Source organism: Ralstonia sp. GX3-BWBA (assembly GCF_003290055.1).
In the GTDB taxonomy this organism is placed as follows: Bacteria; Pseudomonadota; Gammaproteobacteria; order Burkholderiales; family Burkholderiaceae; genus Ralstonia; species Ralstonia holmesii.
In genome coordinates this window covers 192,700-208,783 of sequence record NZ_QMKS01000006.1, presented here as the reverse complement: position 1 = coordinate 208,783, position 16,084 = coordinate 192,700, and the positions used below count along the sequence as shown (strand labels likewise).

Sequence of the window (16,084 nt, the reverse complement as noted above, 5' to 3'; positions counted from 1 at the left end):
CGCAGTATGAGACTGGGCGACCAGTTGCGACAGCAGCTTGCTGCTAAGGCCCTGAAGCGGCAGCTTGATCGGGTCACGAAAGAAATGGAGACGGGAGCCGAACGGGCGGCAGTTGCGGCCCATACCGGTGAAGCGTCGGCAGCACAGCCGGTCAATCCGGCGGACTATGCGGCACTGTGCCGCTTCGACACGCTGCCTGCGTACCAGCAGGTCTCGATCATCCGCGAGGTAAGCGAGCGTTTGGGCATTGCGTCGCCGTTCTTCCGCGTCCACGAAGGCGTGGCCGGGGCCACCACGCAGATCAACGGCCAGTCCTATATCAACTTCGCCAACTACAATTATCTCGGCCTATCCGGGGATGCTGAGGTATCGGCCAGCGCCAAAGCCGCAGTCGACCAGTATGGCACCTCGGCGTCGGCAAGCCGCATGGTGGCCGGCGAGCGGCCGGTCCAGCGCGAGCTAGAGCGCGCGCTGGCAAGCGTCTACGAGGTCGACGACTGCGTCGCCTTCGTCAGCGGGCATGCCACCAACGTCACCGTGATCGGATGCCTGTTTGGCCCCGGCGACCTGATCGTGCATGACGCGTTGACGCACAACAGCATCGTGCAGGGGGCGCAGCTCAGCGGCGCCAAGCGGCTGAACTTCCCGCATAACGACTGGGCAGCGCTTGACGCCCTGCTCACGCGCGTGCGGCGCGACTACCGCCGTGTGCTGATCGCCGTGGAAGGCATCTACAGCATGGATGGAGACTTCCCCGAGCTGGAACGCTTCATCGACATCAAGCGCCGCCACGGTGCCTTCCTCATGGTCGACGAAGCGCACTCGTTCGGCGTGCTCGGTGCGACAGGCAAAGGCATCCGGGAGCATTTCGGGCTGGCCGGCCGCGACGTCGATATCTGGATGGGGACTTTCAGCAAGACGCTGGCGGGCTGCGGCGGGTACATCGCCGGCGAGCAGGCGCTGATCGACATCCTGCGCCACCTGGCACCCGGTTTCCTGTACAGCGTTGGATTGTCACCGGTGCTGGCCGCCACCTCGCTTACCGCTCTTCGGCGCATGCTGGATGAGCCGCAACGAGTCGCCAAGCTGCGCGAGCGCGGACGTCAGTTCCTGGACGCCGCACGTGAAGCGGGCCTCAACACGGGGCTGAGCGCCGGATACTCGGTCGTGCCAGTGATTATCGGCAGTTCGCTCAAGGCCGCGCAATGGGCCAATGCACTGTTCGAGAAAGGCATCAACACGCAGCCGATCTTTTATCCCGCGGTGGAGGAGAAAGCCGCGCGGCTGCGCTTCTTTATCTGCTCCACCCACACGCCGGAACAGATCGCTTATACGATAGCGTCCGTTGCGCAGCTGGCACGGCGTTAGCACTATGGACACGATGCTGCAGATGGATCAGTCATCGGGCTCGGCACTCACGTTCCGTCGCGCTGCGGCTAGCGATGCCGCTGCGCTGGCGCCGTTGGTGCTCGCCTCCGGCCGCCAGGAATTTGACTGGCTGCTGGGCGTGCCACCGGCCGCATGCGAGGCTTTCCTGCGCCGTGCCATCGCCACCCCAAGCGGGCGTTTCTCGTGGAAGCGCCATTTGGTCGCCACGATCGGCGGTCAGCCAATCGCTGCCCTTGCGATCCAGGACGGTCGGCACAACTGGCTGGATGATCTCTACGCAGTCCGCGACTTCCTGCAGCATTTTGGCCTGCGCCGCACGCCCAGCATCATCCGCCGCGGGCTGATTCTCGAAAGCGAGATTCCCGCTCCCACGCGGCGACAAACGCTGGTGGCCCACTGCGCCACGCGCCCCGATCTGCGCGGCCGGGGAATTTTCAGGGCCCTCTTCTCACACGCAATCAAGCAGCAACTGCTTCCTTCCACGGTCGGGCAGACGCTTGTGCTCGATGTGCTGGACACGAACCACCGTGCAGCGGCGCTTTACCGGGAACTCGGATTCGAACCAATGGAACGTGGCCGCCGCTCGGCTAGCTTGCCAACGCACCTGGCGGCCACTCGGATGCGGTATTGCGCTTGCAGCTGACTGGGCGAGTGTCGGCCCAGTAGGTGCAGACCCACCACGCGCTATTACCAGCAGACGGCTAGCATGCGGGCCGGGACTGATTGGACATCACGACCAACACAGTCCGCGACGGCCTATGGACCACTCTGTCAAGTTCCAACCCGGAAGTGCTCCGGGCTCTGGCCAGCATTGACCGCACGCTGCAGCCAATCCGGCATATCGCCCTCTCCATCCCACGTTTGACCCTCAGCACTACGATATCGTGCTTTCGATGAAGCGCGACGAAGCGGCGGAAAACACCCTGCGGCAGTGAGATCGGCATACGCCAGGCCATATCGTGCGATCTGCATGCGAACCCACGCGATAGCCTCAGCCCGTCGCCGCAACATCGCCGCAGGGCTGGACTCGATCATGGACAGATCAACACGATTCGGCATGTAGCGAAGTTTCTAGGAAAAGAAAGATGAGTATTCGGCTTTCGGCGTGGCAAGGTTTCCCGGTATCGCGTCATCAGCGATGAACGCGCTTCAACAGTGCTCCACCACTATCCCAATGGACATCCACATCGCGAAGCAGATGGCCGCTGAGAATGTAGTCATCGGATGCTGCGGCTATGGCTTCCAGCTTGACCAACTCACCAACCGGCAATGTATCTAGATTGAATGACAGAAAAGGTTCCGTTGGCGAAAGGTCAACTTGGCGCGATAGAGCCCAGCCACAAGCGGCTTCAATGATTGCACGGCAATGTTTTCCTGGCTACGAAACTCAACGCGAACCCTTGCTTTCTGGCCCATGTGGCGAAGCTCGACGGCATCCTGCCAACCCGTTTCGTAATCCGACTCAACAACTGCGATTCCGCTTGTGCCCAAAACTACGGCGCCAGCCCATCAACAAAATCGATGACCTTGACTCGCTGCGCCTTGGTCATACGATGAAACTTCACCAGTAGGTCAGCCTCGTCATCTTTGGTGGAGTAAAAATAGGCCGGCGGCACACTCAACGCGGCCGCAATCCGAACCACAGTACCAAAATCCGGGACATGCTTGCCCCGTTCATATTGGTTCATCCGCGCACTTGCGGACATCTCATCGATTCCAGCCAGCACACCGAGTCGCTCCTGCGATAAGCCAGCTAGCGTACGCGCCTCCTTGAGACGCTTTGCTACTACGTCCATGCTTAGCCTTCTCCCCAAAGGCTAAGATGTTCTTAGTGATCAAATTTGCGTACACTAAGACTTCCTTAGCTATCGAAGAGCGCGAAGCCACACGAAATCTGGTCTCCAAATCTACATACTCCCCGCCGCAAAGCCATCTACGACCACGGACGCTAGGCGGCGGTCTAAAGACTTCATTCACTCGAAAGAAATCGATTTGCATCGGATGAAGTCGGTCGCACGGAGATTGGTGCTGCCTTTGCGCACCCTCGACTCATATTCACTGACTCTGGCCAGGGAAGGAATGCTGTGCGCGAATTGCGTGTGGTTGGCCCGGCACGTCGAACGACCGTCTCACAGCCAATGGCCTTGACTTTCCGAAAGCGTCAGTACGGTAAGCAGAGTGATCCCGAAACGGTCACGGACCTCACAGCTAACAGGAATACCTCATGCAAAAAAACCTCTCGCTGCTCGCGATCGCCATTGCTTCCGTTCTCGCCTTGTCCGCCTGCGGCGGCGGTGATGGTGCTCCGCCGTCGACTGCCAGTAGTTCATCTGGCGGCGGATCGACGACGGCGTCACAGCCCGTGGCTGGCACGCTGGCCACGCCGCAATATGCCGCCGGTAGCTCTCAGATCGCAGCCTTCACCCTCTTGAATCAGTATCGGACACAGTGCGGCTTCCCGGCTCTGCAGGAGAACACGGTGCTGGATCAGGCGGCACAAGCGCACGCCGCATATATGAGTGCGAACGGCGTGATCTCAGATAGCGAAACATCGGGGAAGCCCGGATTCACCGGCGTGACCTATCAAGACCGTGCCGTTGCGGCCGGATTCCAGAACGTCTATGTGGGTGGTGCAAGCGGTGGCTACTACACGACTGCCACGCTGAGCGACACCCAGTATGGTCGGCAGCACGTGATCGACTGGCTGGCCGGTGTGTACCACATTGCGGTTGGCGTCTGGCCATCGAGCATTGTGGGGATTGGCGTATCGAAGACCACGTATGCCGGCTATCCCGATGTCCGTGCATCGATAAGCATCGACGCACCGAAATCAATGTCAGGCAACCTGCCGCTGACGTTCCCGTGTCAGAGCACCACGGGCGTTGCCTATCTGTCGAACGGCGAGATACCCGCGCCGCCCAACACGTCTGGGCCTTGGGGCACGCCGGTCGCGGTTGCCGGTAACCCGAGTGACACCGTTGTGCTTCAATCCGGCACGATGACGGACAACGCAGGGCACGCGATTGGCCTCCAGCTGCTTTCCTCGGCCAACGATCCGAACAAGCTGCTCCCAGCGTTCGTGGCCGTCGCCTACCCGGCTTCACCGCTGCAACCGAGCACACAGTATTCGGTGAGCCTCACCGGCACGATCAATGGCACGCCGTTCTCGCGCAGCTTCACGTTCACGACCGGCAACGTCGTCGGCTAAGCCAGTGCCGGTGCTGATGCGCCGGCACATTTTCCTCCTACTCGACTGATCCATCGAGGGATGCGCCCAGACCCGGGACTCCACCTCGCACCTGCTGTCCCCAGGTCTGGAACGATGCTTCCCCCTCACGCACTCGGTGGAACTCGATTTGCCTTGGATGAAGTCGCCCTCAGACTGGTCCTGTGACAAGACGCTCCAGCGCGAAAAGCAACGCGCCCCGCGCTGACAACGAAAACGCTGACTCCGAGGTCAACATGCGTTACCTAATTCTCTTCGCCGTGCAAGCCACGCGCGTTATCCTGGTGCTGTACTGGTTCTCGCTAATGCGAGCGAGTGTCCACGCAGGGTCGCTGCATATGCCAGCACCGGAGAGCGGTGCTCTTCTCGGCTACACCCTCATGGCTGCTGGCCTGATATGGCTACCGAGGCTCCGCAGTTGGAAGCATGCGCTGGCGGCGTTTGTGGTGCTGACCATCGGGGCTCTGCGCGTCGTGCTCGCCGGAAGCGATTTCAGGTCGCTTGGGCTAGCGATCTTGACCGCAGCGTTCTTCGGCCTGTGGCATCTGTACCATCAGCGCAGCCGTGACGCCTCGAATAGGTCCGCAGAATCCGGTACGCCCCGTGTTACCCCTCCTGCCCCACAACCGTCCGTCGCAAAAGCTAGCGTAGCCGACGCACCTTCGCAGCCGCCCACGCAACAGCAGCCCGCCGCGCCAGCATACGACTTCAACGAAAACATTCGCTACCCGCAGTACACATTTGCGAATGTCGTCGGGATGGCCGAAACTAAGAAGCGGCTGGAGGTGGCCGCACGGGAGATTCTCAAAGGACAAGGCAAGCCGCGCAACGGCATGATCCTGTTCGGCGATCCAGGCAATGGCAAGTCGATGTTTGCCGAGGCGCTCGCTGGCGAGCTTCAGGTGCCCTTCTTCTCGATCGCCTATGGTGACATGGCTTCCAAGTGGGTCAACGAAACACCACAGAAAGTGAAGGCTGCATTCCAGGCGGCGCGGAAGCGCGGGGCTGGCGTGTTTTTCATCGACGAGATCGACTCGTTCCTCAAGGCGCGTGATGGCAATGCGCACCATATGGATCAGGATCTCACGAACGTGCTCCTGACCGAGATCGTTGCGCTGCGAGGCTCCCAGGTCATCCTGGTCGCGGCCACAAACATGCTGGACCAGTTGGACGGAGCTGGGATCCGCGAAGGTCGCTTCGACTACAAGATCGAGATTCCTGCACCCGACTTGCAAGCTCGTCAGGCGATTCTGCGCCGCTCCATAGGAGATGAACTCGGCTTCGACTTGGTCGACAGCGAAGCCGTCAAGAAGCTGGCGGAACGGTGGGAAGGATTCAGCGCGAGCCGACTGTCTTCACTGGGTCCGCAACTGTATGAAATGTGGCGTGATGGTCAGTTCGCCAGCAAGGTTACGTTCGACGTGGGCATGCGAGCAATGCGTCTGCTGCAGGGGCGCCGCGGCAAACTGCCGGAGAACGTCAAGTCGATCGACGAGATCCTGATGCCCGAGGCGTCCCGCAACGCGCTGCGCGACCTGGCGTTCAAGATGGAGAACGTCGACAACCTAGAGAGAATCGGCGGTCGCCTGCCGCCGGGGGTCATCTTCATCGGGCCGCCGGGCACCGGCAAGACCCAGGCGGCGATGGCGCTAGCCAAAACGAGCGGCTGGGCGTTCCTTAAGATCACCGGTGCGGAAATCATCGCGAAGCCACAGGCTTGGGACGCCCTCTACCGCGAGGCTTGCGACATCCGTCCCGTGATCGTCTTCCTGGATGAGGCCGACGGCATCTTGTGCGACCGGCAATACTCAAACTACGGCATGGTTACGGAGAAGATCCTGACAACCATGGATGGTGCTGGCGGTCGGGTCAGGGACGTGCTTTTTGTTGCGGCAACGAATCACTATGATCGTATCGATTCTGCGGCCGTACGCGGAGGACGTTTCGAAGACAAGATCGTGTTCGATGTTCCCGGTGCACGAGACATGGCCGAGTACGTGGAAGCCGCTGTGGTCAGGTGGTCGGACACCTGGCAAATTCCCGAAGAAGTCAGGATGCTGTTGATCGACAAGGTGACGGGGCGCTCGATCGCCGATGCGGATGCGGTCATCCAGAAAACCATCGACGCCGCAGCAATGCGCCGCATGCGGGACGGGTCAACTGCACTGCGTCGGGACGACGTGGAACAAGGTGCACGCTCGGTGTTGGTGGATTAAACAAAACGGCAACTGGACCTGGAGGCGATCTCGCCATTCGAATGCGGGGGCCGCCGTGATCGACCTGGTCAGCCCCAGAATCCGTGACGGGACAGCGAGCGTCGTTTCTGTGCATAGCGCCGCTCGCTTCGCTCGACAAGACGAAAAGCGAGCGCGGAGAGGCCTAGCATCAGCGTCGCGGCAAGTGTCAGCGTGCGGTCCGACCATCCACCGAACCACTGGTCAAGAAAAGACGCCAGCCGGACATCTCGCCAGAACATGGCGAGAACCACTACGAGCGCGGCAACTGCAAGAAGCAAGGTGCCAAGCGCGCGAACCAGCCGGAAACACAGCATGGGGAGATCTTCGCCGTCGTCGCCATTCATCATGTCCAATCCTCCTGAAAGACGGTCTCACTGTATTGATTAGCCTACCCGACCGGCGCTGCTACGCAACTGCGGCTGTTGGACTACAGTGAAGTCAATCAGGTCGCAACAAAACCAAATATTCAATCGAATCATGAAGACATTTACCGCACCCAACGGCCGTGAGGTGTCCGAGACCGTCACCAACTCTGGTGTCACGGGCGTGATGGACACAACCATTCCGGGGGCGGCGCTCAAAGGCTGGCGTCAACAACTGCTGCGTCGAATGGCCAGCGACGCCGATGCGCAACACACTGAGGAAGTCGTCGAAATCGATCGGCTTCGCAAAACCTAACCCTTCTGCAGCGCGAGCGCGCTACAAGCTTCCTAACGTCGGCGTGCGCGCCTTGTGCGCGTCATCACCCCATCGCCGCAAACGCGTCCAGCCCTCCCGCGAGTCGACCTCTCATAGGGTGCGGTTGCATCGCCCGAACTCGACGTTACCCTGCAAAGGAGCCTGTGACATAGCGGCATCTGCTGCCGCAGCCAGCAGGCGCGATCATGTTAATGAACTCGATATTGGGTGACAGAAATGAAACGCGGCGAGAGCACTACTGACAAACTTTGGCCCATCATTGAGCCGGATGGGGATTGGCACCCTATCGCTTGGGCAATACTGAACACAGCTGCGCTGTTGGCGGTCGCAACACCTTTTCTGATGGCGCTGGCCTGCCTCTCAGGGGGACTCTGGGTGGCAAATGGAATTCAATCCATTCTGCTTGACTGGCTCACTTGGTCCCCGCGGTTCGTGACGACCTCCACTTACGCTGCAAAGTTTTGTATGGTGGTCTTTACGGGTCGCGTGCTTTGGATGATGGTGCCTTCCATTCCCCAGCTTGTCGAGAGCGCCCGTGCCGCAATACGGGACGAGACATAATTCACGCCCGCCCCTGCTCGGCAGCCAAAGCGATGTAGTCAAACGCGACGCGACAGTGGCGTTCCCATTGATCTCGCTGCTGGTTCGTCACGAACCACTACAGAGAACACTCCGTGCACCCCGCTGGCGACCTGCCAATTTGCCGTCTCCAGGGGCTTGCCGGGCCGGATGAACGTAAGCGCCCGGTGAACCCGTCTTGAAGGAAAACGAGAGCGCATCGTGTCCATCTAATTCTTGGTGGACACGTGAGCACTAGGTGCCTTTGTTTCATTTGCAACGCCGCCACTGCCTACGCAGACTCTAGTGCGTTGCATCGCCTTCATTCGCCTCCCCTGAAGTTCCCCAAAGCCAATGGGCCCGATTTCAAATCGCCCGAAAAAAATTTCCGGCTTTGGCCCGCTCCAGCGAATAAGAGACAACGGCCCTGCAATGGCGTGGCAATGCGCCTCCCAGCCATGCGTCCGGCGGCCGCCCAACCTGGAGAAACCCATGCGCCATCACGCCCCTTTGTATAGCGGAACTCAAATCAATCGAACGGATTAAACGGAACCGTTCAGCCGATGTTTGCACTGCCCCCGTCTATTGAGCGGAGGAATTCCCCTCTAACGGAGGGTGCTCACAATCGTTTGATTGCCGTATCAATCACCAGTCTTCGTGCGCAGCACGGAGCCCGATCTCCTATGAAAAAAAATACGAACACCATCCGTTTCACGTGTCTGGCATTCTGCGTGGCTCTCGCCGCTTGTGGCGGGGGCAATGACGGTTCCAGCAACGCCAGCGGCTCTACCAACACCAACCCGACCACGCCGCAAACCTCACAAGGTGTGTTTGTGGATGCGCCCGTTGGCGGCCTCCATTACGTGTCGGGCAACCTGAGCGGCACGACAGATGCCGCCGGTCACTTCAACTACGTGCCCGGCCAACCCGTCACCTTCTCGGTGGGCGGCGTCGCCATTGGCTCGGCCACCGGGCAGGCCGTGGTGACACCACTGGCACTCGTGCCCAACGCCGCCGATGTGACCAATGACACCGTGACCAACATCGGTGCGTTTCTGCAATCGCTCGACTCGGGCGGTAACCCGGGTGGCAGCATCCAGATCTCGGCGGCTTCGGTTGCTGCGCTGGCCAATACCCAGTTGAACTTTGCGCAAACGCCCGCCGCGTTTGCGGCGGACCCGGCCGTCGTCTCGGCCATCCACGCCGCCGCACCGCAGAAGACACTGGTATCGCCGGCCGTGGCGCAAGCGCACATGCAGAGCCAGAACATGTGCCAGTTTGCCGGTCAGTGGCAATTCACCCATGCCGACCGCGCCGACGACACCTTTGTGGTCAACATCAGCGAGGTGAACGGAAGCTTTGGCTCCGGCCTGATCACGCGCAGCGATGGCACCCAAGCGTACCTGAACGGCTCGGTGCTCTACGTACCGGCCATGCAGAAATGGACGTTCACGGCGTCGGCCACGCTGCGGGCCCCGAATGCGACTATCGGCACGGTCGACTTCCTCACTGGCACCTTCACCGGTGCGGACTGGAGTCAGGCAACGGGCACCTACGACGAAAGCAACCCCACCTCGCCATTCGGCCACCCCTGGACGGCCACGCGCCTGAGCCCGGCTCCGGCGTGCGCCGCTGCGGCCACCACGCCCATCGTCCCGCAAGGCGCGGTCGGCTACTCGGACTATCACTACAACGCGCAGAGTATGGCGCCCGCCATCGCCACCATCATCGACAACGGCGTGGGCGCGGCAGGCACGCTGAACCTCGGCTCGCTGACCATCACCGTTACCCCGCAGCCGGATGGCGGCTTCCTGTGGGGCAACCCGGTCCGGTACGGCATGAACTTCTCCAGCCTGGCCAGCGATCCGAACCTGCCTGCTGCCTCGATGGTCTGCATGGCGGCCAGTGTGGGCGACGGCACCGACGGGCTCAAGTCGACCGACGTGCTGATCGCGCAGACCGCCACCAAGGTGGCCTCAGCCACCGATCTTGCGGGCGTCACCTTCTCGCAATACTGGGAAGACTGCCGCCGTGACGGCGTGTCTGCCGCAACGCCTGCGCTGGTGCATTCGAGCATTGCGGTGGATGCATCGGGCAACGCCACCATCACCATTGCGGGCCAACCGACGATCACGCTGACAGCCGACAAGCTGACGACGCTGCTATCCGGCGTACCTGCTGCCGTTATCGGCTTGCCGGGCAACGCTTGGTTCCAGGCTTATCGCTTTGTCTCGGGAGGCCGCACGCGGTTTGCGATGGTCGAGCACGGCGTCTTTACCGGCAATCCCAACCGCGGTTATGTCGGAGCCTGGCTGCAATAGATCCGCGCTCGCCAGGGCGGCATTGCGCCGCCATGGTACAGCCTCCGCTTCACATAAAGCCAACCCATTTCTACCACCCCAAAAATCGAGGAAATGACATGCGTGCTCTGATGAAAATGATGTGGGTTCTGACCGGACTTTGGGCTGCCTTTCTCGGCTTCATTGGTTTGATCACGCTGTTTGTAGCCAAAAACCCTGGGATCGGATTGCTTGTCCTGATCGTTGCGGCTGTACCGGTCTTGCTGGTGTGGCGCTGGAGCAAGCGCCACCAAGCATCGGCAGAGAAGCAACTGCGCGAGATGATCGGATTAGCCGAAGGTTCGGGTTACCTGTTTGCTTCGGGCGTGGAATCGGCATGCGGCATTGCACTCAACCCGGCAACGCGCAAGATCGCTCTGATCGAAGCAGGCGCGCGCAAAGCGTATAGCTTCGACGACATCCGCGAGTGGCAGACGATTCACGAGACGGCCGGCGTGGTCGTCGGCGGTGGGTTGCAAGGCGCTATTGCCAATATCGGCGAATCCAGTGGGGCCGCTGCGCGCAGCGGCATGTTCATCACCGTGCGCGACATCGACCGTCCGAAATGGCGCATCGTCATGCCGCAAAAGGAACATGCACGCTGGATGGAAATCATGCGCCAGGTCGTGAACGAGCAATAAGCAACGATGCTCACCATTGCAGCATCGCCTGGCTTCTAGGGAACGCTGATCGCCAAGCGAGGCAAGAGATATCGTTTCTTGAATCGCTTGGCAAGAATCGACTGACCAATATGAAAACCGAGAAATACGTCGAAGTCGGCAAGTGGGTCACAGACCATATCGGCCCGATCAATGCGGTCATCACGATCTCCACGGCGACGCTCCTCCCGGTGCTGGATTTCCTGCGGCCCTACTTTCCCTACATCAGCTATGTGGCTGTTGGGGTGGTGATGCTGTTCCTCGTGCTGTTGGTCATGAAACTGTTGGGGCTTCCGAGGGGCGCGCAGTTGCATTCCAGCCTGCTGGTCTGCTCAGGGGTGTGCGCGACCGCGTTCAGTGTGGGGGCCATTGCCAGCGCCAGGCATGCAGACGCGGGCGGCCTGATCGCCTCGGCTTCCCCGCTTGCCGCACAAATCCAGCGCTTGCTGGTGGATACGCACCAGATCTCCGAAGGCGTCGACCAGCTCAACAGGAAACTGGATACGGTCAAGAAGGAAACCAGCACCAACCCGCGCAAGGAACTGGCGAACCGCGGGGTGATGTGGACCGACGCCGATTTTCTGCATGCCATCGACCACAATGATGCGGAGACCGTGGGCCTGTTCATGGACGGCGGGATGCCATGGGACACCGGACGCGCGCAGCGCGCGCTGCGAGACAACAAAAGCCGGGTTGTGGAGGTCTTGCTTCAACATCCGGAGCTGCTGGAACGCCGCGCGGGAGATTGCGCGCAAGTCATGAGCTCAGTCGTGCGAATCGAACCTCGCCAACCGGATGCGCCAACGGGCAGCCGTGATGACAAGGCGCATGTCCTGTCGGATATCGAGAAGCGCTTTCTGAAAAGCGTCTGCAGCACGCCGGAAGATGTCGCCCATGCGCAAAAGGAATATGAGAAGACTCGGAAGGAAGTCCAAGAGTCCCAGGACATGGTTGACAGGAGCCGGGCAGAGGCGGCTCCGGATAAGTGCGTCGGCCGGTTGATGGCCAATGATGCGCTTGCCCTCCGCTCGAACATCTATGCGATCAAGTACAACCCGATCCTTGTGGGCCATGTGGCTGAAGGCATACCAGGGCTCAACGAGGCATTTCGCTTGATCTATGAGGGGATGGAAGCCAAGCGCCAGGTGCCCACGGCGCGGCTTGCGCCCATTGTCGAGAAATACTGCCGGGATCAGGCGGCCTCGTATGAACCCAACATCGCCGTGATGAATTGGTTGCCTGCTGGCTGGAAGCAAGTCCTCGATACCGTAAGCGCGAAAGGCTGAGGCCGGCGACCAACGGTGACTCACATTCACATCGATCAATGCTTAGCGTCAATGCCCGCGCAGCCCCTGCTTCGACAGCTTACGAAGCTGCTCACCCGTACTGGCTAATGCAACAACACTCAACGTACACCCGAACAACGTCAGCACAAGTCAGTCTCCCCGAGATGTGCGTCGCATGAATAAAACAACCGCTCCACGCAGCACCACGATGGGTGCCCCTTTTTCCACCGGCGCTCGCCCCTCTGTGCGCCAACTGTTCATGGCGCTTGGCACAGCGGCGTTGCTGGCCGGTTGCGCCGTCAACCCGAACGGCCGCGGCGGCATGCAATTCGGCGTCGACACGGCCGAACTGTTTGGCACGGTGGTGGATACCTTCAAACTGCAAGACGGCTCGGACGGCACGCTGCGCAAGGACAACAGCGGCTATTCGCTCAAGCTGGCGCGCTACATGCGCGTGATCCCGCTGCAGAACGCCCTCACCGCCAAGGTGGCGCGCGTGGACAACATCGGTGAGCGCACCGTGCTGACCATCGAGACGCAGGAGCGCAACTGCCCGTACAAGTACGTGCTGCTGGCCGTGCAGCGCAGCGACGTGCTGCACTGGGAATTCGGTAATTGCAAGGATCGCCCGCGCGCCAACCTCGACTCCAGGAACAACGCGCTGACCTTCGACATGCCCGGCTATGGCCGCCTGGTGCGCTACACCTACGCCGACAACCGCATGCTGCAGTCCGCCGTGCCGGTGCCACCAGGCACGGACCTGAACGCCAAGCCGTTTGCCGATGCGTCGCTGCGCGCGCCGGAGGGTAGCGCCGGCAACGCCTCCGCTGGCGATGGCAACCGTTATGTGCCCGGGCTCCCGCAAACGACCGCCGGCACCAGCGCCCCGACCACCAGCACGCCGACCAGCCCGACCGTCAGTCCTGCCAGTACCAGCACCGTCAGCACCAGCCATCGCAAGCGCGGCGGCCCCAATACCGGCACGGGTGGCGGCACGCCCCCCATCGCACGCGGCCCGGCACCCATGTCCTTCCCCGCCGAGGAAATCAAACCGGTGCGAGTGGATCTGCTCAAATGACAACCCTGTCCGCTTCCCAACCGGTGGCCGCTGGCGCCGCCGGCAGTCCCTCCACGCGATCCGTCCTGCTCAAACAGGGCCTCTTCCTGATCTGCCTGACGCTGGTCTACCTGACCTTCGAGCTGGGGTTCAATGCGCGCCTGCTCGACGTGGTCGGCGGTGATACGACCATCGACGACGTTCACCATATCGAGATTTTCGGGCGCACCCTGTCGGGTATCGCCGCGGCGCTGGTCGTGCTCCAGCTCATGCTGACGCACCGTGCCAAAAAGGGTACCGGCAAGCCGAGTTACAAGGCCATCGCAGTGTGGTTTGGCGTGACCGTGCTGGTGGTCTACTTCACCATCAAGACGCTGGTGGACGGCGTCGTCTACACACGCGATGCGGAGTTCCGGCGCATTGCGGTTAACTCCGTGCTGCTGCAGCGGTCCTTGGTGCAGGGCCGGTTGAAGCTCGACGGGCTGGTGGAAGACGAGGCGCTGTTTGCGCGCCCTGAAGGCAAGGCGTTCCTCGCGCTGTTTCCCTTTCTGGCGGTGTCGGTGGACCGGCTCGACGAGAAGACCCGCACCGTGAAGGAAGCGCTCATCCGCGCAGCCGTGCGCCGTTCCAAGCCGACGCAGGCCTACTACAAGGATTACCAGGATGCGATGAAGGCGCTGAGCGACAAATGGCGCCAGTACGCCCGCATTCCGACCGCATCCGACGAAGGGTTGCGCAACCAGCAGGATCGCGCCTGGAACGACTACCGCAACCAGCTTGCGCGGCGCGGTTGGCAACCCTCCACGGTACCGGCCCGGGCGCGCGGCGCGGTCGTCAAGCACGTGCGGCGCAGCGTGCCGGTGCCCGCCAACTGGGACCCGGCAGACGAAGCCACGTTCCGCGCGGCAGTCGAACAGCGCTACCGCCAGCAGATGTCGGCCAGCGCCCGCAGCGTCAAGGTCGGCAATGAGCACATCCCACCTGGCCTGTCATACGAAGCCTTCGTTGCCCGCCCCGGCGTCCAGCAGGAACTGCGTCAGACGCTCAAGCTGCCGGCGCAGATTCGCGTTGCGACTTCCTATGGTTCGCCCGCCGAATTCACACCGGTGTACGACGCCTTCATCGATGGCCAGGTACGTCAGGAACTGGTCAAGTACGAGGCCTCGGCCAGCGACTTCGCCAGTGGTGGCAAGTATGAGCAAGCCGGGATCGACGCCACGCGCGCCGCAGTCGTGCCGGCCATCGCGCTGTTCTTCTCGCTGCTGGGCGCCATCGGCCACTTCTCCAAGCTGCTCTATCTGTTGGCCAAGACCCTGTTGCTGCTGCGCGCACCGGCCGACGGCCGGCTCACGCGCGGCGCCGCGCTCGTCGCAACCGCCGTGCTGCTGACCACACTGAGCGGCGTTTGGGTGTCGCTGTCCTATACGGACAACGCCGTCACGCGCAGTCCCCTGTTCACGCAGATGCTGCAGTGGGCGCGCGGTGCGAACGGCGCAGAGGGTGCACCAGCAAGCACCGGCCGCAGCGTACTCACTAACATCGCGCACGTGGTAGCGGTGGGGCAAGGCTACGGCTACCCGATCAACGAATCCATCCGCACCCGCGTGCTGCAAGGGCTTTCCTATGGCTATCAACCTGCGGGCTCCTAATCTCGCGCGCGTATGCACGGCACTAGGCGCCGCACTGGCGTGCGCACTGCCCGCCGCACCGGCGCTGGCCGAATGCCTGGGGATGAAGATCCACGCCCACCGGGGTTCGGCCGACTCGCCAGAGAACTCCGCCAGCGCGCTGCGCAGCGCCTACGCCGGCGACTGGGACGGCGTAGAGATCGACATGCAACAACTGGCCGACGGCACCTGGGTGCTGCACCACGACCTGACCACGGGCCGCGCCGTGCTCACCGGCGGCACGTTGCCGGTGGCCAAGTTGACCACAGCCGATTGGCGGCGCGCGCGCATGACGCTGCACGGCCGCGCCACCAACGAAGCGCCGCCCTTCCTGGCCGACGCCGCCGCCATTGCCGCAGCGTATCCGGGCAAGACCTTCAATGCCGAGATCAAGGAAGTGGTCGGCAACTGCCAGCCGGTGCAGGCCCTGGTCGCGCAACTGCACCAAGCCATTCCGCACGGCAACTGGTTCCTGACCTCCGGGTTGCGCACGCCGCTGCGTTGCGCGCGCGGCGCAGACCGCGAGGGCTATCTCGGCCTGATTGTCTTCGACGGGCGCAACGCAGAAGCCGCAGCCTCGAACCGATGGACGCGCCTAGTCGCGCAACACGCACATTCACCCCGTCTGACGCGCGCCTGGATGCAGGACGTGGTCGCCGAGCTGGGCAAGCCGGTGGGCGTTCATGTGGATGCCAAGACCATGGATGCCAACCCCATGCTGCTGGACGATGCCGCCGCCACCGGCCTGTCGGTGTTTGCCTATGCCGTGGATGGCGACACCGCGCTGGCCGGCGCGATCGGCCGCGCACATGCCCGCACGAACCGGCTGCCGAGCGGCGCCATCATCGACGGCCGCGCCGACAGCTTCTGCGCGCAGGTCAGGCAGGTGACACACCTGCACTAGTGCTGGGCAGGTGTGTCGCCGTTGTTCCGCCACACCCGTCCATGGAGCTCCAAAAATTTTCTT

At 61.9% G+C, this 16,084-nt stretch carries 14 protein-coding genes and 1 pseudogene; 11 read left to right on the top strand and 4 right to left on the bottom strand.

The genetic code is table 11. The features are described 5' to 3' along the window. Positions 1–6: 6 nt before the first annotated feature. Positions 7–1,368 carry an aminotransferase class I/II-fold pyridoxal phosphate-dependent enzyme gene (locus DOD19_RS06035; RefSeq protein WP_112184577.1) on the top strand — a complete coding sequence of 454 codons (1,362 nt, stop codon included), beginning with the start codon at positions 7–9 and terminating at the stop codon, positions 1,366–1,368. 4 nt (positions 1,369–1,372) lie between these two features. Then, positions 1,373–2,032, top strand: a complete 660-nt coding sequence (locus DOD19_RS06030) for a GNAT family N-acetyltransferase (protein WP_112184575.1) — start codon at positions 1,373–1,375, stop codon at positions 2,030–2,032. A gap of 128 nt (positions 2,033–2,160) precedes the next feature. Here the strand turns inward: DOD19_RS06030 and DOD19_RS06025 are convergent, their stop codons facing one another. The 3 genes and pseudogenes from DOD19_RS06025 to DOD19_RS06015 form a co-directional block, all read right to left on the bottom strand. Further along, positions 2,161–2,448: an H-NS family nucleoid-associated regulatory protein gene (locus DOD19_RS06025; RefSeq protein WP_012435369.1), complete on the bottom strand. Its 288-nt coding sequence runs from the start codon at positions 2,446–2,448 to the stop codon at positions 2,161–2,163. A 73-nt stretch (positions 2,449–2,521) separates the two neighbouring features. Beyond that, positions 2,522–2,880: pseudogene (locus tag DOD19_RS27860) on the bottom strand (PHA-granule associated protein 4). Positions 2,881–2,882: 2 nt separating this feature from the next. After that, on the bottom strand, positions 2,883–3,185 hold the full coding sequence (locus tag DOD19_RS06015) for a helix-turn-helix transcriptional regulator (RefSeq protein WP_112184573.1): 303 nt from the start codon (positions 3,183–3,185) through the stop codon (positions 2,883–2,885). A 428-nt stretch (positions 3,186–3,613) separates the two neighbouring features. On the opposite strand from DOD19_RS06015, the gene DOD19_RS06010 reads away from it, so the two are divergent. Both DOD19_RS06010 and DOD19_RS06005 read left to right on the top strand, forming a co-directional pair. Continuing rightward, a complete protein-coding gene (locus DOD19_RS06010) occupies positions 3,614–4,597 on the top strand; it encodes a CAP domain-containing protein (RefSeq protein WP_112184571.1) in 984 nt (327 codons plus the stop codon). A gap of 254 nt (positions 4,598–4,851) precedes the next feature. After that, entirely contained in the window at positions 4,852–6,831 is a 1,980-nt protein-coding gene (locus DOD19_RS06005; protein WP_112184569.1) for an AAA family ATPase, read from the top strand. Positions 6,832–6,899: 68 nt separating this feature from the next. On the opposite strand, the gene DOD19_RS06000 is transcribed toward DOD19_RS06005, so the two are convergent. Then, complete coding sequence (locus DOD19_RS06000) at positions 6,900–7,199, bottom strand: hypothetical protein (protein WP_112184567.1); 300 nt, start codon at positions 7,197–7,199, stop codon at positions 6,900–6,902. A gap of 130 nt (positions 7,200–7,329) precedes the next feature. On the opposite strand from DOD19_RS06000, the gene DOD19_RS05995 reads away from it, so the two are divergent. The 7 genes from DOD19_RS05995 (at position 7,330) to DOD19_RS05960 (ending at position 16,021) form a co-directional block, all read left to right on the top strand. Further along, positions 7,330–7,530, top strand: coding sequence for a hypothetical protein (locus tag DOD19_RS05995; RefSeq protein WP_112184565.1), 201 nt, complete (start codon positions 7,330–7,332; stop codon positions 7,528–7,530). A 1,262-nt stretch (positions 7,531–8,792) separates the two neighbouring features. Continuing rightward, the gene (locus DOD19_RS05985; protein ID WP_112184561.1) at positions 8,793–10,430 is read left to right on the top strand and encodes a hypothetical protein; all 1,638 of its coding nucleotides are present in this window, start codon (positions 8,793–8,795) and stop codon (positions 10,428–10,430) included. 32 nt (positions 10,431–10,462) lie between these two features. Continuing rightward, positions 10,463–11,089 carry a DUF4755 domain-containing protein gene (locus DOD19_RS05980; protein WP_112184559.1) on the top strand — a complete coding sequence of 209 codons (627 nt, stop codon included), beginning with the start codon at positions 10,463–10,465 and terminating at the stop codon, positions 11,087–11,089. Positions 11,090–11,199: 110 nt separating this feature from the next. Next, positions 11,200–12,393 carry a hypothetical protein gene (locus DOD19_RS05975; protein WP_112184557.1) on the top strand — a complete coding sequence of 398 codons (1,194 nt, stop codon included), beginning with the start codon at positions 11,200–11,202 and terminating at the stop codon, positions 12,391–12,393. A 175-nt stretch (positions 12,394–12,568) separates the two neighbouring features. After that, positions 12,569–13,471: a hypothetical protein gene (locus tag DOD19_RS05970; RefSeq protein ID WP_162634351.1), complete on the top strand. Its 903-nt coding sequence runs from the start codon at positions 12,569–12,571 to the stop codon at positions 13,469–13,471. Then, positions 13,468–15,099, top strand: a complete 1,632-nt coding sequence (locus tag DOD19_RS05965) for a hypothetical protein (RefSeq protein WP_239497972.1) — start codon at positions 13,468–13,470, stop codon at positions 15,097–15,099. Before DOD19_RS05970 ends, DOD19_RS05965 begins: the two co-directional genes overlap by 4 nt. Beyond that, positions 15,074–16,021, top strand: a complete 948-nt coding sequence (locus DOD19_RS05960) for a glycerophosphodiester phosphodiesterase (protein WP_112184553.1) — start codon at positions 15,074–15,076, stop codon at positions 16,019–16,021. Before DOD19_RS05965 ends, DOD19_RS05960 begins: the two co-directional genes overlap by 26 nt. The last annotated feature ends 63 nt before the right edge of the window (positions 16,022–16,084 follow it).